The sequence below is a fragment of the Tabrizicola sp. T74 genome (assembly GCF_057219935.1).
On record NZ_JBXVVT010000005.1, the window covers coordinates 255,042 to 271,613 of the forward strand.

17 protein-coding genes are annotated in these 16,572 nt (G+C 63.9%); all 17 read right to left on the reverse strand.

The genetic code is table 11. The features are described from left to right. Positions 1-77: 77 nt before the first annotated feature. The 17 genes from rplP to rpoC all read right to left on the reverse strand — a co-directional run bounded on the left by rplP (position 78) and on the right by rpoC (position 16,572). Entirely contained in the window at positions 78-491 is a 414-nt protein-coding gene (gene rplP / locus AC2EAL_RS16140; protein WP_484725256.1) for a 50S ribosomal protein L16, read from the reverse strand. 13 nt (positions 492-504) lie between these two features. After that, entirely contained in the window at positions 505-1,221 is a 717-nt protein-coding gene (gene rpsC / locus AC2EAL_RS16145) for a 30S ribosomal protein S3 (protein ID WP_103259187.1), read from the reverse strand. Continuing rightward, a complete protein-coding gene (gene rplV, locus AC2EAL_RS16150; protein WP_484725257.1) occupies positions 1,221-1,601 on the reverse strand; it encodes a 50S ribosomal protein L22 in 381 nt (126 codons plus the stop codon). The genes rpsC and rplV overlap by 1 nt, the downstream gene beginning before the upstream one ends. A gap of 3 nt (positions 1,602-1,604) precedes the next feature. Beyond that, complete coding sequence (rpsS, locus tag AC2EAL_RS16155) at positions 1,605-1,883, reverse strand: 30S ribosomal protein S19 (RefSeq protein WP_103259189.1); 279 nt, start codon at positions 1,881-1,883, stop codon at positions 1,605-1,607. 3 nt (positions 1,884-1,886) lie between these two features. Next, the gene (rplB, locus tag AC2EAL_RS16160) at positions 1,887-2,726 is read right to left on the reverse strand and encodes a 50S ribosomal protein L2 (protein ID WP_484725258.1); all 840 of its coding nucleotides are present in this window, start codon (positions 2,724-2,726) and stop codon (positions 1,887-1,889) included. Positions 2,727-2,960: 234 nt separating this feature from the next. After that, positions 2,961-3,503 carry a hypothetical protein gene (locus AC2EAL_RS16165; RefSeq protein WP_484725259.1) on the reverse strand — a complete coding sequence of 181 codons (543 nt, stop codon included), beginning with the start codon at positions 3,501-3,503 and terminating at the stop codon, positions 2,961-2,963. A gap of 68 nt (positions 3,504-3,571) precedes the next feature. After that, complete coding sequence (locus tag AC2EAL_RS16170; RefSeq protein WP_484712443.1) at positions 3,572-3,892, reverse strand: 50S ribosomal protein L23; 321 nt, start codon at positions 3,890-3,892, stop codon at positions 3,572-3,574. Further along, positions 3,889-4,509, reverse strand: a complete 621-nt coding sequence (gene rplD, locus AC2EAL_RS16175) for a 50S ribosomal protein L4 (RefSeq protein ID WP_484725260.1) — start codon at positions 4,507-4,509, stop codon at positions 3,889-3,891. Before rplD ends, AC2EAL_RS16170 begins: the two co-directional genes overlap by 4 nt. Then, positions 4,506-5,228: a 50S ribosomal protein L3 gene (rplC, locus tag AC2EAL_RS16180; RefSeq protein WP_484725261.1), complete on the reverse strand. Its 723-nt coding sequence runs from the start codon at positions 5,226-5,228 to the stop codon at positions 4,506-4,508. Before rplC ends, rplD begins: the two co-directional genes overlap by 4 nt. Before the next feature lie 15 nt (positions 5,229-5,243). Then, on the reverse strand, positions 5,244-5,552 hold the full coding sequence (rpsJ, locus tag AC2EAL_RS16185) for a 30S ribosomal protein S10 (protein WP_128515209.1): 309 nt from the start codon (positions 5,550-5,552) through the stop codon (positions 5,244-5,246). A 126-nt stretch (positions 5,553-5,678) separates the two neighbouring features. Beyond that, the gene (gene tuf, locus AC2EAL_RS16190) at positions 5,679-6,854 is read right to left on the reverse strand and encodes an elongation factor Tu (protein ID WP_484725262.1); all 1,176 of its coding nucleotides are present in this window, start codon (positions 6,852-6,854) and stop codon (positions 5,679-5,681) included. 79 nt (positions 6,855-6,933) lie between these two features. Continuing rightward, the gene (fusA, locus tag AC2EAL_RS16195; RefSeq protein ID WP_484725263.1) at positions 6,934-9,060 is read right to left on the reverse strand and encodes an elongation factor G; all 2,127 of its coding nucleotides are present in this window, start codon (positions 9,058-9,060) and stop codon (positions 6,934-6,936) included. A 9-nt stretch (positions 9,061-9,069) separates the two neighbouring features. Then, positions 9,070-9,540, reverse strand: a complete 471-nt coding sequence (gene rpsG / locus AC2EAL_RS16200; RefSeq protein ID WP_484397305.1) for a 30S ribosomal protein S7 — start codon at positions 9,538-9,540, stop codon at positions 9,070-9,072. 11 nt (positions 9,541-9,551) lie between these two features. Beyond that, complete coding sequence (rpsL, locus tag AC2EAL_RS16205; protein ID WP_103259202.1) at positions 9,552-9,923, reverse strand: 30S ribosomal protein S12; 372 nt, start codon at positions 9,921-9,923, stop codon at positions 9,552-9,554. A 272-nt stretch (positions 9,924-10,195) separates the two neighbouring features. After that, a complete protein-coding gene (locus AC2EAL_RS16210; RefSeq protein WP_484725264.1) occupies positions 10,196-11,068 on the reverse strand; it encodes a DMT family transporter in 873 nt (290 codons plus the stop codon). A 332-nt stretch (positions 11,069-11,400) separates the two neighbouring features. Next, a complete protein-coding gene (locus AC2EAL_RS16215; protein WP_484725265.1) occupies positions 11,401-12,189 on the reverse strand; it encodes a universal stress protein in 789 nt (262 codons plus the stop codon). 132 nt (positions 12,190-12,321) lie between these two features. Then, entirely contained in the window at positions 12,322-16,572 is a 4,251-nt protein-coding gene (rpoC, locus tag AC2EAL_RS16220; protein WP_484725266.1) for a DNA-directed RNA polymerase subunit beta', read from the reverse strand.

The window sequence follows — 16,572 nt, forward strand, 5'->3', positions numbered from 1 at the left end:
CGTGGTCCTTCAAGACGAAAAGACCCCCGCCGTTTCCAGCGGGGGCCGATGTCGTAGGTCGGGGTTCACCCCGAACCTTACCAGTCTTCCTTCGCGACGATGCGGGTCGTGACCGGGAGCTTCATCGCGCCAAGGCGCAGGGCCTCACGCGCGATTTCGTCGTTCACGCCGTCGATCTCGAACATGATCCGGCCCGGCTTGACCTTGCAGGCCCAGTAGTCGGTCGAACCCTTGCCCGAGCCCATCCGAACCTCGACGGGCTTCGCCGAAACCGGAACGTCCGGGAAAATCCGGATCCAGACCCGGCCCTGGCGCTTCATGTGGCGGGTGATCGCGCGGCGGGCCGCTTCGATCTGCCGCGCAGTGACGCGCTCGGGTTCGGTCGCTTTCAGGGCGTAGGAGCCGAAGTTGATCAGGAACCCACCCTTGGCTTCGCCATGGATGCGGCCCTTGTGCATCTTGCGGAATTTCGTGCGCTTTGGTTGCAGCATCTTACGTTACTCCTCAGGCGCGTTCACGGTCGCGGCGCGGACCACGGGGGGCCGGGCCGTCAGCCGCTTCGGCAAGACGACGGTCATGGGCCTGCGGATCATGCTCAAGGATTTCGCCTTTGAAGATCCAGACCTTCACACCGATGATCCCGTAGGGGGTCTCGGCTTCCGACAGGGCATAGTCGATGTCGGCGCGCAGCGTGTGCAGCGGCACGCGGCCTTCGCGGTACCACTCGGTCCGGGCGATTTCGGCGCCGCCAAGACGGCCGGCGACGTTCACACGGATCCCCAGAGCACCCATCCGCATCGCGTTCTGCACGCCACGCTTCATCGCGCGACGGAACGAAACCCGACGCTCCATCTGCTGGGCGATCGACTCGGCCACCAGCTGGGCGTCAAGCTCGGGCTTCCGAACCTCGACGATGTTGAGGTGCAGTTCGGACTTGGTGAACACGGTCAGCTTCTTGCGAAGCGTCTCGATGTCCGCGCCCTTCTTGCCGATGATGACGCCCGGACGCGCGGTGTGGATGGTCACACGGCACTTCTTGTGCGGACGCTCGATGATCACGCGGCTGATGCCGGCGGCCTTCAGTTCCTTGTGGATGAACTCGCGCATGCGGAGGTCTTCCAGCAGCAGGTTGCCGTAATCCTTCGATTCAGCGAACCAGCGGCTGTCCCAGGTGCGGTTGACCTGGAGGCGCATGCCGATCGGATTGACCTTCTGACCCATTATGCGGTCTCCCCGGCTTGACGGACCTTGATGGTGATTTCAGAGAACGGCTTCATGATCTTGCCGAACCGGCCACGAGCCCGCGGACGGCCCCGCTTCATCACCAGGTTCTTGCCGACCCAGGCCTCGGCCACGACAAGGCTGTCGACGTCGAGGTTGTGGTTGTTTTCCGCATTGGCGATGGCCGACTGCAGGCACTTCTTCACGTCACCGGCGATGCGGCGCTTGGAGAAGGTCAGATCGGCCAAGGCCTTCTCCACCTTCTTGCCGCGGATCATGCCCGCGACCAGGTTCAGCTTCTGCGGGGACGTGCGCAGCATGCGCAGCACGGCCATCGCTTCGTTGTCCGCCACGCGGCGGGGGTTCTTTTCCGCACCCATGGCTTACTTCCTCTTCGCTTTCTTGTCGGCGGCGTGACCGTAGTAGGTCCGCGTCGGCGAGTATTCACCGAACTTCTGGCCGATCATTTCTTCCGTCACCGCAACGGGGACGTGCTTCTTGCCGTTGTAGACGCCGAAGGTGAGGCCCACGAACTGCGGCAGGATGGTGGAGCGGCGCGACCAGATCTTGATCACTTCCGACTTGCCGCCAGCCTTGGCTTTCTCGGCCTTCTTCAGGACGTAGCCGTCGACGAACGGGCCTTTCCAGATGGAACGTGCCATGGATTAACGCCCTTTCTTCTTGGCGTGGCGCGAGCGGACGATCAGGCTGTCAGAAGCCTTCGGCTTGCGCGTCTTGTTGCCCTTGGTGCCCTTGCCCCACGGGGTGACCGGGTGACGGCCACCGGAGGTGCGGCCCTCACCACCACCATGCGGGTGGTCGATCGGGTTCATCGCGACGCCGCGGACAGTCGGGCGGATGCCCTTGTGCCGCATGCGGCCGGCCTTACCAAAGTTCTGGTTCGAGTTGTCGGGGTTCGACACGGCACCGATGGTGGCCATGCATTCCTGACGGACCATGCGAAGCTCGCCCGACGAAAGGCGGATCTGCGCGTAGGACCCGTCACGGCCGACGAACTGAGCATAGGTCCCTGCAGCGCGGGCCAGCTGGCCGCCCTTGCCGGGCTTCAGTTCCACGTTGTGCACGATCGCGCCGATAGGCATGCCCGAGAACGGCATCGCGTTGCCGGGCTTCACGTCGGTCTTCGCGCCCGCGATGACCTGGTCGCCCACGGCCAGGCGCTGCGGCGCGAGGATGTAGGCCAGTTCACCGTCCTGATACTTGATCAGCGCGATGAAGGCGGTGCGGTTCGGGTCATATTCGATCCGCTCGACGACCGCCGGGATATCATATTTGCGACGCTTGAAATCGACCACCCGGTAGAGACGCTTTGCGCCCCCGCCCTGGTGCCACATCGTGATACGTCCGGTGTTGTTCCGGCCGCCAGAACGGTTCAAACCCTCGGTGAGGTGCTTGACCGGGCGGCCTTTCCACAGCTCCGAACGGTCGATCAGAACCAGCCCGCGCTGGCCAGGCGTCGTCGGTTTATACGACTTGAGTGCCATGTTCTCTGTCTTCCGTTTGCTTGCACGGGTGCTGCCACCCGGCGGTGAAGGGCTCCGAAGATCCCCGAAACAAAAATCACATGGCCCCGGAACGAATCCCGGGGCCTCGCGACAGGGGGCTTCTAGGGGAAAGGGCGGGTGGTGACAAGGGGTGGTACGGGCGTGTGGAGAAGTATTATGATGCAGGGCACTGAACGAGAGGCCTCTAAGGTCCTCACCAGCACGTTGCAGTCCTTACTCCCATTGCCCAATTGAGCGCATGATCGGAGCGATTTCCATGCGCCAAAGGAACTTATGGCCGTCTCGCACAACATACCCGGCTTCGGAAAGACCAATCATTAGCCGCAGCTCTCGGCCCAATGGAATGAAGTAACCTTCCTGCTTGGTATGCAATTCTCCGAAGTGATCAGCGCAATCGAGGCAAGCGGCTATGAGGCGATGTTCCACCGACAGGTCAAACCCGTTGAATTCCTTCACGAGACGCAGAACTTCTTCGTCAGAGGGAATATGGAAAAACGCGGGAAAATGAGGCCGCTTACCTTGTTCGACCAGGAACGCGGCAAACTGCTCCCGGGAAAAACCTCCATTCCCCTGATTGTCAGCCGCCTTAACGACACCCAGGCTCCAGAGAATATCGCAGGCACTCTCAAATACGCTTAAATGACGGTGGTAAAAATAGCGATCAGGGCCGACAAGAAGGTCAGTCCCCTTGTTGGCTATCCCTCTTAGTACGCTCGCCAGATAGAGCGAAGTTGCTTCCAAGAGCTTCGTATTCATCGGCTTGGTCCAAAAAAGGGAACGGCCCCCGCTCTCGCGGGGGCCGACCTTAGCTAAAGCGAAGTCGCTCAAAGACCAGTCGTCACGTCGATCGTCTGACCGTCTTCCAGCATGACATAGGCCTTCTTCTTGTCCGAACGCTCGCCTGCGCGACCGCGGAAACGCTTGGCCTTGCCCTTGGTGATGGTGGTGTTCACCGCCTTCACCTTCACACCAAAGATCGCCTCGACGGCTTCCTTGATCTGCGGCTTGGTCGAGTCCATCGCGACCTGGAACACGACGGCACCCGCCTCAGAGGCCATGGTGGCCTTTTCGGTGATGACCGGCTTCTTGATCAGGTCGTAGTGCTCCGGCTTGATGGCCGCAGCGGTTTTCGGTGCTTTGCTCATTTCAGGCGAGCCTCCAGGGCTTCGACACCGGCCTTGGTGATGACCAGGGTGTCACGCTTGAGGATGTCGTAGACGTTGGCGCCGATGGTCGGCAGGACGTCCACGCCCTCCAGGTTGCGGGCGGCCAGGGCGAAGTTCGCGTCGACCGAAGCGCCGTCGATGATCAGGACGCGCTTCCAGCCAAGCTCCGACTTCATCTTGGCGAGGTTGGCGGTCTTGGCCTCGGCCAGCGTGGCCGCGTCCAGGATCACCAGCTCGCCCGCCTTGGCCTTGGCCGAGAGCGCGTGCCGCAGCCCGAGGGCGCGGAACTTCTTCGGCAGGTCATGGGCGTGGCTGCGGGGCTGCGGGCCCTTGTAGACGCCACCGTGACGGAAGATCGGGGCCTTCTTGGAGCCGTGGCGTGCGCCGCCGGTGCCCTTCTGGCGGTAGATCTTCTTGGTCGAGTAGCTGACGTCCGACTTGCCCAGCGTCGAGTGGGTGCCAGCCTGAGCCTTCGCCCGCTGCCAGCGCACCACGCGGTGCAGGATGTCGGCGCGCGGCTCAAGGCCAAACAGCGCTTCGTCCAGATCGATGGAGCCGGCCTTCTTGCCGTCCAGCTTGATCACATCGAGTTTCATGCTTCACCCCCTTCGGCGGCGACTTCGGCAGCCGGAGCAGCCGCAGCGGTGCGGATCGCGGCGGGACGCGGGGCGTCCTTGGCTTCCGGCTTCTTCACGGCGTCCTTGATGGTGACCCAGCCGCCCTTCGACCCGGGGACAGCGCCCTTGATCATGATCAGGCCGCGGTCGGCGTCGGTGCGGACGACCTGCAGGTTCTGCGTGGTCACGCGGACCGAACCCAGGTGGCCGGCCATCTTCTTGCCCTTGAACACCTTGCCGGGGTCCTGGCACTGGCCGGTCGAGCCGTGCGAACGGTGCGAAACCGACACACCGTGCGAGGCGCGCAGGCCGCCGAAGTTGTGACGCTTCATCGCACCGGCGAAGCCCTTGCCGATCGATGTGCCGGCGACGTCGACGAACTGGCCCGCGAGGTAGTGGTCAGCGGTGATTTCCGCGCCCACGTCGATCAGGCAGTCCGGCGAGACGCGGAATTCCGCGATCTTGCGCTTCGGCGCGACATTCGCCTTGGCGAAATGGCCGCGCTGTGCGGCGGTGGTCCGCTTGGCCTTGGCCACGCCCGCACCCAGCTGGACGGCGGTGTAGCCATCCTTGTCAGCGGTGCGCTGTGCCACGACCTGAAGGCTGTCGAGCTGCAGAACCGTCACCGGAACCTGCTTGCCGTCCGCCAGGAACAGCCGGGTCATGCCCAGCTTCTTTGCGATAACTCCAGAGCGCATCTGTTTCATGCCCCCTTACACTTTGATCTCGACGTCCACGCCAGCGGCGAGGTCGAGCTTCATCAGCGCGTCCACGGTCTGGGGGGTCGGATCAACGATGTCGAGCAGACGCTTGTGCGTCCGGATTTCCCACTGGTCGCGCGACTTTTTGTCGATGTGCGGACCACGGAGAACCGTGAATTTCTCGATCTTGTTGGGCAGCGGGATCGGCCCGCGGACGGTGGCACCGGTACGCTTCGCGGTGTTCACGATTTCCTGGGTGCTGGCGTCCAGCACACGGTAATCGAACGCGCGGAGCCGGATGCGGATGGTCTGACCTTGCATCGGTTTTTTCCCTTTAGAACATCGGCCTGGGGATTCGGCCCCACCCGAGAGGTTCTGTTTCGTTAGTCTGTAATCGGGGTCGAAGGGCGGGCTGATACAACCCGCCCTTCGGAAGTGCAATAGTGTTTAAGCGATGATCTTCGACACCACGCCTGCGCCGACGGTGCGGCCGCCTTCGCGGATGGCGAAGCGCAGCTTCTCTTCCATCGCGATGGGCGCGATCAGTTCGACGACGAACTTCAGGTTGTCGCCCGGCATCACCATCTCGGTGCCTTCCGGCAGCTGCACGGTCCCGGTCACGTCGGTCGTCCGGAAGTAGAACTGCGGACGGTAGTTCGCGAAGAACGGGGTGTGGCGGCCGCCTTCTTCCTTGGTCAGGATGTAGGCTTCGGCTTCGAACTTGGTGTGCGGCTTGACCGAGCCGGGCTTGCACAGCACCTGGCCACGTTCCACGCCTTCACGGTCCACGCCGCGCAGCAGCGCGCCGATGTTGTCGCCAGCCTCGCCGCGGTCCAGGAGCTTGCGGAACATCTCGACGCCGGTGCAGACCGACTTCTTGGTGTCGCGGATGCCGACGATTTCAACTTCGTCGCCGACGTTGATCACGCCACGCTCGACCCGGCCGGTCACCACGGTGCCGCGGCCCGAGATCGAGAACACGTCTTCGATCGGCATCAGGAACGGCTGGTCCACGGCACGCGCCGGGGTCGGGATGTATTCGTCGACAGCCTTCATCAGCGCGCGGATCGAGTCCTCGCCGATTTCCTTCGACTCGCCGATCATCGCCTGGTGGGCCGAGCCCTTGATGATCGGGATGTCGTCGCCCGGGTATTCGTAGGACGACAGCAGCTCGCGCACTTCCATCTCGACGAGTTCGAGGAGTTCCTCGTCATCCACCAGGTCGACCTTGTTCATGTAGACGACCATGTAGGGGATGCCGACCTGGCGGCCGAGCAGGATGTGCTCGCGCGTCTGCGGCATCGGGCCGTCGGACGCGGCCACGACCAGGATCGCGCCGTCCATCTGGGCGGCACCGGTGATCATGTTCTTGACGTAGTCGGCGTGGCCGGGGCAGTCGACGTGGGCATAGTGCCGCGCGGCGGTTTCATATTCCACGTGGGCGGTCGAGATCGTGATCCCGCGAGCCCGCTCTTCCGGCGCGCCGTCGATCTGGTCATAGGCGCGGAATTCGCCGAAATACTTCGTGATCGCCGCCGTCAGCGTCGTCTTGCCGTGGTCAACGTGACCAATGGTCCCGATGTTCACGTGCGGTTTCGTCCGTTCAAACTTTGCCTTCGCCATGATGGCTTCTCCTATTGGTTCAGATGCGCCGGGCAGCCCGGCCTACGGGGTGGTAGGGCGGGGGTTACCCGCCGCACCGTCATGCGTATTTCTTCTGGATCTCGGCGCTCAGGTTTTCCGGAACCGTGTCGTAATGGTCGAACTCCATCGAGAACACGGCGCGGCCCGAGGTCATCGAGCGGAGCTGGTTGATGTAGCCGAACATGTTGGCCAGCGGGACCATGGCGGCGATGACGTTCGCGTTGCCGCGGCTGTCCTGGCCGGTGATCATACCCCGACGCGAGGTCAGGTCGCCGATGACGCCGCCGGTGAACTCTTCCGGGGTGACGACTTCGACTTTCATGATCGGCTCCAGCAGCTTCGCGCCGGCCTTCTTCAGGCCGTCACGCATCGCCGCACGGGTCGCGATTTCGAAGGCCAGGACCGAGGAGTCGACGTCGTGGAACGCGCCGTCAACCAGCTGGACCTTGAAGTCGATGACCGGGAAGCCCGCGAGCGGACCCGAATCCATGACCGACTTGATGCCCTTTTCGACGCCGGGGATGTACTCCTTCGGCACCGCACCACCGATGATCTTCGATTCGAACGAATAGCCCTCGCCGGGTTCGGTCGGGTCGATGATCAGCTTGACGCGGGCGAACTGGCCCGTGCCACCGGTCTGCTTCTTGTGGGTGTAGTCGATCTCGGTCGAGCGCGAGATGGTCTCGCGATAGGCCACCTGCGGAGCGCCGATGTTCGCCTCGACCTTGAACTCGCGACGCATGCGGTCGACGAGAATGTCGAGGTGAAGTTCGCCCATGCCCTTCATGATGGTCTGACCCGATTCCAGGTCGGTTTCCACGCGGAAGGACGGGTCTTCGGCAGCCAGACGGGCCAGAGCGATGCCCATCTTTTCCTGGTCGGCCTTGGTCTTCGGTTCCACCGCGATCTCGATGACCGGGACCGGGAAGGTCATGGTTTCGAGAACGACGGGGGCGTTCGGATCGCAGAGCGTGTCCCCGGTGGTGGTTTCCTTCAGACCGCCAAGCGCAATGATGTCGCCGGCGAAGGCTTCGGTGATTTCCTCACGCTCGATGGCGTGCATCATCATCATGCGGCCAACACGCTCACGGCGCTGCTTGGTCGCGTTCATCATCGGGTCGCCCTTGGCGAGCTTGCCCGAATAGATCCGGGTGAAGGTCAGGGAGCCGACGAAGGGGTCGTTCATGATCTTGAACGCGAGGCCCGAGAAGGGCTGGTCGTCATCGGCCGACCGCGCGATGTTGCGGGTTTCCGACTCGTCGCCCGGCGCGAAGCCCATGTAGGGCGGCACGTCCAGCGGCGAGGGCAGATAGTCGATGACGGCGTTCAGAAGCGGCTGGACGCCCTTGTTCTTGAATGCCGAACCGGCGAGCACCGGGATGAAGTCGATTGCGAGCGTGCCCTTGCGGATCAGCGCGCGCAGTTCCTCCGGCGAAGGCTCGTTGCCTTCCAGATAGGCTTCCATCGCGGCGTCGTCCTGACCCACGGCGGTTTCCAGGAGGTTCAGGCGCCATTCGTCGGCCTGGTCCTTCAGCTCGGCGCGGATCGGCTTGCGCTTCCACGACGCGCCAAGGTCTTCGCCCTCGTAGACCCACTCTTCCATGGTCACGAGGTCGATGATGCCTTCCAGCTTGTCTTCGGCGCCGATCGGCAGGGCCACCGGCATCGCGTTCGCGCCGGTGCGGTCCTTGATCATGCGGACGCACTTGAAGAAGTCGGCGCCGGTCTTGTCCATCTTGTTGACGAAGACGATGCGCGGAACCTTGTAGCGGTCAGCCTGACGCCAGACGGTTTCGGTCTGCGGCTCAACGCCCGCGTTGCCGTCGAGAAGAACGACAGCACCGTCAAGCACGGCCAGCGAGCGTTCGACTTCGATGGTGAAGTCGACGTGGCCGGGGGTGTCGATGATGTTGAAGCGGAACTTCGTGGCCTTGTCGCCGACGCCCGAAGTGGGGTCGACCTGACGGTTCCAGAAGGTGGTCGTGGCAGCCGAAGTGATCGTGATGCCGCGCTCCTGCTCCTGCTCCATCCAGTCCATCGTGGCAGCGCCGTCGTGGACTTCGCCGATCTTGTGGGACTTGCCGGTGTAGTAGAGGATGCGTTCCGAGGTCGTGGTCTTGCCCGCGTCGATGTGGGCAATGATCCCGAAGTTGCGGTAGCGTTCCAGCGGGTAATCGCGTGCCATTGTGCCCTCTTACCAGCGGTAATGGCTGAACGCTTTGTTCGCGTCGGCCATCTTGTGGGTGTCTTCGCGCTTCTTCACGGCGGTGCCGCGGTTCTGCACGGCGTCCGACAGCTCGGCGGCCAGACGCTCTTCCATGGTGTTCTCGTTGCGCTTGCGGGCGGCGGCGATCAGCCAGCGGATCGCCAGGGCCTCACGACGCTCGGTCCGAACCTCGACGGGAACCTGGTAGGTCGCACCGCCGACGCGGCGCGAACGGACTTCGACCGAGGGCTTTACGTTGTCGAGCGCTTCGTGGAACGCCTCGACGGCCGGGCGCTTCAGGCGGGTCTGGACGCGGTCAAGCGCGCCGTAGACGATGCCTTCGGCGACGGACTTCTTGCCGTCCAGCATCAGGTTGTTCATGAACTTGGTGACCACACGATCGCCAAACTTGGCATCGGGCAGGATCTCGCGCTTTTCGGCGGCGTGACGACGGGACATCTCTTATCTCCTCACTTCGGACGCTTGGCGCCGTATTTCGAACGACGCTGACGACGCTCTTTCACGCCCTGGGTGTCCAGAACGCCGCGGAGGATGTGGTAACGCACACCCGGAAGGTCCTTCACCCGGCCGCCACGGATCAGGACGACAGAGTGTTCCTGAAGGTTGTGCTTTTCGCCGGGGATGTAGGAGATGACCTCGAAGCCGTTGGTCAGGCGCACCTTGGCGACTTTCCGCATGGCCGAGTTCGGCTTCTTCGGGGTGGTGGTGTAGACGCGGGTGCAGACCCCACGCTTTTGCGGGCAGGATTCCAGGTGCTGCGACTTGGACTTCCGGACCACTGCTTCCCGGGGCTTCCGGATCAGCTGTTGAATCGTCGGCATTCACGTTCCTCGTTTCGATACTCGCCCCCTAGCCGTTGGGGGCGCCGCTTCTCGACCGTGCCTTGCGCGAATCGCAAAACACGAACACCGCAACCACCGCCGTTTCCGGCGATGCCGCGGTGGAATTCCAGAGGATCGGGGCGTTTTCGGCCCGGATCATGACCACTTCAAGCGCTCTGAGCCCTGAACCAGAGGCGGACCTCGGGCGTCGGGTTGGCGGGCGTATAGGGGGAATCGGCAGGGGTGTCAATGGAAGCACCCTGCCCTGCGGGCTACCCCCTCTGGCGGCGGAGCTGCCTTTCGCGCCAGAGGGTGAAAAGGCCCGCGGCGATGACGATGGTGGCGCCCATGATGGTCCAGCCGTCCGGAAAATCGCCGAAGACGACCAGGCCCAGGACGATGGCCCAGAGGAGCGAGGTATAGCGGAACGGCGCGACGAGGCCGATGTCGCCGTGGCGCATCGCGGCGACCGAGGTGAGGTAGCCGACGATCAGGAACAGCCCGGCGCCAAGGACGCGTGTCAGATCCCATCCGGTGGGGGCCTGCCAGCCCTGAAAGGCGGTGCCGGTCCAGCCCATCAAGGTGACGGCGACCGCGGCACCGAGGGCGACGAGGGTCGAGGGGACCTGGCCCTGCAGCGGCCGGACCGCCAGGTCGCGGACCACCACGCAGGCGACCGAGGCGAGGCCCAGAAGCGACCAGCGGTCGAAGCCTTCCGTCCCCGGGCGGATGATGATCAGGACGCCGACGAGGCCCACCAGGATCGCCGTCATCCGCCGCCAGCCGATCTTGTCGCCGTAGACGAGGGCGGCGGCCAGCGTGATGAGGAGCGGCAGCGCCTGCAGGATCGCCGAGAGGTTGGCGAGCGGCATCCGGAGAAGCGCTTCAAGGAAGAAGATCGTGGCGGCGACGTCGGCGAGCGAGCGGAGGAGGATCAGCCAGCCATCGCGGCGGTTCGGGCGGAACCGGAAGGCCCCGGTGGCGAGGCAGAGGATCAGGAGGCCCACTACGGCGATCAGCCCGCGCAGCCCAATGGTCTGGAACAGCGGCAGGGTTTGCGTCACCGACTTCATGAAGGTGTCGTTGATCGTGAAGGCGGCCATCGAGGCGCACATCAGGAGGATGCCGCGGAGGTTGTCAGACATCGGCAAGATCGGCGGTCCTTCTCTTGCGCCTTGGGTAGCAGGCAGGCGGGGCAAGGGAAAGTGTCCACGGTGGACAGATTTGCCGGTCTTTTGGACTCAAGGGGTTAGGCGCGGGCATTAACCGGATGGAAAGGTCCGGCGTCCACGCGGGTTGGGGCGGTTTTCAGATTGAGCGCTGCCGCGCGAGGCTTTTGTCTCGTCGTCGGCCTTCGCCTCCTCCTCGGTTCGTCGGGGGCGCTTCGCCCCCCGAACCCCCAGAGGATATTTGCAGAAGGGAAATCTCGGGTGCCAGGTAGGCGGTCAGCCGGCAGAGCCACCCCACCGAGCCAAGGTCAGGCCGACAACAGCACCGGGAGCGGGCAGTCGCCGTCCAGCACGCGGCCGGTGACGCTGCCGAAGATCAGCTCATGGATCGGCGAATGGCGGACGGCGCCGGCGACGATCAGGTCGCAGTGGGTGTCATGGGCGGCGGCGAGGAGGGCGTCGTAGACGTCGCGGCCCGTGCGGGGGACTTCGCGGAATTCGGCCTTGATCCCGTGACGCGACAGGTGATGTGCGGCCTCGATCCCGGACTGGTCCATCCGGAGCGCCTTGTCGTCGGTGACGCGGGCAACGATGGCCTCGGACCCTGCGGGCAGGATCGACAAAGCGTCGTGCATCGCGCGGGCGGCGGCGTGGGTGCCGTCCCAGGCGATCAGCGCGCGGCGCGGCAGCGCACGGCTGCCGGTGCGGGGCGCGATGACCAGCGGGCGACCGGAGTCGAAGATCGCGGCCTGAGCCAGGAGACGTTCGCCGACCAGGGGGCCGCGGCGACCGGTCAGGATGCCGAAGTCGGCGACCTTCAGGTGGTCGGCGAAAACCTCGCCGATGCCGTAGGCAAAGCTGGAGCGGTCGACCACCGAGGCCGGGACCCCTGCCCTGTCGGCCTGCGCGGAGATCTGGGCGCGGACCTGGGCCAGGTCGACGTCATCGGACGCCGCGCTGCTGACATCCGCCGGAAAGGCCAGCACGACGACGTGGGCATCGAGACCACCCGCCCAGCCGAGCGCCAGATCCAGGGCAATGGTGTCCTCGGCACTGCGGGAAGGTTCGACAAAGGTGACGATGGAGCTTGCGGGCATCGGTGGCCTCCTCTGCTGTTTTACCGGAGTTATGCACTCGCCACCGCTCTCACAAGGGCGGCGGGGACCGGAAAAGGAAAGCCCCGCCAACCGGATGGCTGGCGGGGCTTTGTGGTCTGGCTGTCGCGTGACTTAGTCGCGGCTTTCGATCGTGTCGACCAGGCCCGCGTCGAAGCCGCTGTCGAACTCGGTCGCTTCCATCGTCTCGGGAGCGGCCAGAGCGGCGGCTTCCTCAGCCTCCGACCGGCGTGCCTCGATCACGGTGTGGTCGCGGTCGGCAGCGATCTTCTTGACGCGGCTGGTGGCGCCACCGGTGCCCGCCGGGATCAGGCGGCCGACGATGACGTTCTCCTTGAGACCCAGGAGTTTGTCCCGCTTGCCCTGCACCGAAGCCTCGGTGAGGACCCGCGTGGTTTCCTGGAACGAGGCCGCAGAGATGAAGCTGCGGGTTTGCAGCGACGCCTTGGTGATCCCGAGGAGGACCGGCTCGGCCTTGGCCTCGCGGCCGCCGCGGTTGACCGCCTTCGTGTTCTCTTCGTCCAGCTCGATCTTCTCGACCTGTTCGCCCTTCAGAAGCGTGGTGTCGCCCGAGTCGAGGATCTCGAACTTCTGCAGCATCTGACGGACGATGACCTCGATGTGCTTGTCGTTGATCTTCACGCCCTGCAGTCGGTACACGTCCTGCACTTCGTCGATCATGTAGTTGGCAAGCGCCTCGATCCCCATGATCCGCAGGATGTCGTGCGGAGCCGGGTTGCCGTCCATGATGTAGTCGCCCTTCTGGACGAAGTCGCCTTCCTGAACCGGAATGTGCTTGCCCTTGGGGATCATGTATTCGACGGCGGTTAGCGTCTCATCGACCGGTTCGACGGTGATGCGGCGCTTGTTCTTGTAGTCCTTGCCGAAGCGGACATAGCCATCGGTTTCCGCGATGATCGCGTGATCCTTCGGACGACGGGCCTCGAACAGTTCGGCCACGCGGGGCAGACCCCCAGTGATGTCCTTGGTCTTGGCGCCTTCGCGCGGGATACGGGCCACCACGTCGCCGGGCCGCAGTTCCTGGCCGTCTTCGACCGACAGGATCGCGTCCACCGACATGGCGTAGGTGATCGGGTTGCCCGCTTCGTTGCGCACAGGTTCGCCGGTCGCCGGATCCATCACGATGATCTCGGGCTTGAGATCGCCGCCTTTCGGCACGCTCCGCCAGTCGGACACGATCTTCTGGGTCATGCCGGTGGCTTCGTCGGTTTCCTCGCGGACCGAGATCCCTGCGACCAGGTCCTTGAACCGTGCCACGCCGGTCTTTTCGGCGATGATCGGCAGGGTGAAGGGGTCCCATTCGAAGAGCTTGGTGCCGCGCTTGACTGCCGAGCCTTCCTTGACGTGCAGCTTCGCGCCATAGGTCAGCTTGTGGGCGGCCCGTTCCTGGCCCGCTTCGTCGATGATCGCGATCTGCATGTTCCGGCCGATGACGATCTGCTCGCCCGCAGCGTTCTTCAAGAGGTTCGCGTTCCGGAACTCGATCTTGCCTTCCTGCGACGCTTCCAGGAACGACTGCTGGCCACCCTGGGCCACGCCGCCGATGTGGAAGGTACGCATGGTCAGCTGCGTGCCGGGTTCGCCGATCGACTGGGCGGCGATGATGCCGACCGCTTCGCCGATGTTCACCAGCGTCCCGCGCGCGAGGTCGCGACCATAGCAGAGCGCGCAGACGCCCTCTTCGGCCTCGCAGGTGAGCGGCGAGCGGATGCGGATCGCGGCGATGCCCGATGCCGAGATCAGGTCAGCCCGGCGTTCGTCGATCAGCTCGTTCTTGGCGACGATCACCTCGTCCGAGCCGGGCGCGATCACGTCTTCGGCCGCGACACGGCCGAGGACCCGTTCGCCCATCGGCACGATCACTTCACCGTCGTTGACCGCGGCCTGCGCCGTGATCGACTGTTCGGTGCCGCAATCGTGGACGCGGATGATGCAGTCCTGGGCCACGTCGACCAGTCGGCGGGTCAGGTAGCCCGAGTTCGCGGTCTTCAGCGCGGTATCGGACAGGCCCTTCCGGGCGCCGTGGGTCGAGTTGAAGTATTCAAGAACGGTCAGACCTTCCTTGAAGTTCGAGATGATCGGCGTCTCGATGATCTCTCCGCTCGGCTTGGCCATCAGGCCGCGCATGCCGCCAAGCTGCTTCATCTGGATGACCGAGCCCCGGGCACCGGAGTGGGCCATCATGTAGACCGAGTTCGGCTCTTTCTCGGCGCCGTTTTCGTCGGTGCGAGACGCGGAGATCGTGGCCATCATGGCCTCGGTCACCTTGTCGTTGCACTTGGTCCAGGCGTCGACGACCTTGTTGTACTTCTCGCCCTGAGTGATCAGACCGTCGAGGTACTGCTGTTCGAAGCCGGCGACCTGGTCCTTCACCTCGTTGACGATGGTCCACTTGGTGTCGGGGATCACCATGTCGTCCTTGCCGAACGAGATGCCGGCGCGGAAGGCTTCGCGGAAGCCCAGCGTCATGATCTGGTCGCAGAAGATTACCGATTCCTTCTGGCCGCAGTAGCGGTAGACGGTGTCGATGACGGTCTGCACGTCCTTCTTCCGCAGAAGCCGGTTGACCAGGTCAAACGGCGCCTTGGCGTTCAGAGGCAGGAGGTTCCCCAGCCGCAGACGGCCCGGGGTGGTGTCGAAGCGCTTCCAGACCACATTGCCGGTCTCGTCAACCTGGCGCAGGCGGGCCTTGATCTTGGCGTGCAGATGCACCGCACCGGCAGCCAGCGCGTGCTCGACTTCCTCGATATCGGCGAAGGCCATGCCTTCCCCGACCATGCCTTTGCGCTCCATGGTCACGTAGTAGAGACCAAGGACCATGTCCTGCGACGGCACGATGATCGGCGCGCCGTTGGCGGGCGACAGCACGTTGTTCGTCGACATCATCAGGACGCGCGCTTCCAGCTGGGCTTCCAGCGAAAGCGGCACGTGGACGGCCATCTGGTCACCGTCGAAGTCGGCGTTGAAGGCCGAGCAGACGAGCGGGTGCAGCTGGATCGCCTTGCCTTCGATCAGGATCGGCTCGAAGGCCTGGATGCCCAGACGGTGCAGCGTCGGCGCGCGGTTGAGGAGAACCGGGTGTTCGCGGATGACTTCATCCAGGATATCCCAGACCTCGGGGCGCTCTTTCTCGACCAGCTTCTTCGCTTGCTTGACGGTCGAGGAAAGACCCTTGGCTTCCAGCCGCGAGTAGATGAACGGCTTGAAGAGTTCGAGCGCCATCTTCTTCGGCAGGCCGCACTGGTGCAGCTTGAGTTCGGGACCGGTCACGATGACCGAACGGCCCGAGAAGTCGACGCGCTTGCCCAGCAGGTTCTGGCGGAAGCGGCCCTGCTTGCCTTTCAGCATGTCCGACAGCGACTTCAGCGGGCGCTTGTTGGTGCCCGTGATGACGCGGCCGCGACGGCCGTTGTCGAACAGCGCGTCAACGGCTTCCTGCAGCATCCGCTTTTCGTTCCGGACGATGATGTCCGGCGCACGAAGCTCGATCAGGCGCTTCAGGCGGTTGTTGCGGTTGATGACGCGACGGTAGAGGTCGTTCAGGTCGGACGTGGCGAAGCGGCCGCCGTCCAGGGGCACCAGCGGGCGCAGTTCCGGCGGGATCACGGGAAGCACGGTCAGGATCATCCACTCGGGGCGGTTGCCCGACTCGAGGAAGGATTCAACGATCTTCAGCCGCTTGATGATCTTCTTGGGCTTCAGCTCGCCAGTGGCTTCCTTCAGCTCCTCACGCAGCTGTTCAGCCGTCGCGTCGAGGTCGATCGCCGCCAGCATCTCGCGGATCGCTTCCGCACCGATGTTCGCGGTGAAGGCGTCGGTGCCGTACTGGTCCTGCGCGTCGAGGAATTCCTCTTCGGTCATCAGCTGGCCGTAGGTGAGGTCGGTCAGACCCGGCTCGATGACGACGTAGTTTTCGAAGTAGAGGATGCGTTCCAGGTCCCGCAGCGTCATGTCGAGCATGAGGCCAATCCGGGACGGCAGCGACTTCAGGAACCAGATGTGGGCGACGGGGGCGGCGAGCTCGATATGGCCCATCCGCTCACGACGCACCTTCTGGAGCGTGACTTCAACGCCGCACTTTTCGCAGACGACGCCGCGATATTTCATGCGCTTGTATTTGCCGCAGAGGCATTCGTAGTCCTTGATCGGCCCGAAGATCCGGGCGCAGAAGAGGCCGTCACGCTCGGGCTTGAAGGTCCGGTAGTTGATGGTTTCCGGCTTCTTGATCTCGCCATAGGACCAGCTCAGGATCCGCTCGGGCGATGCCAGAGAGATCTTGATCTCGTCGAAGGTCTTGACCGGAGCAACCGGGTTGAACGGGTTGGTCGAGAGTTCCTGGTTCAT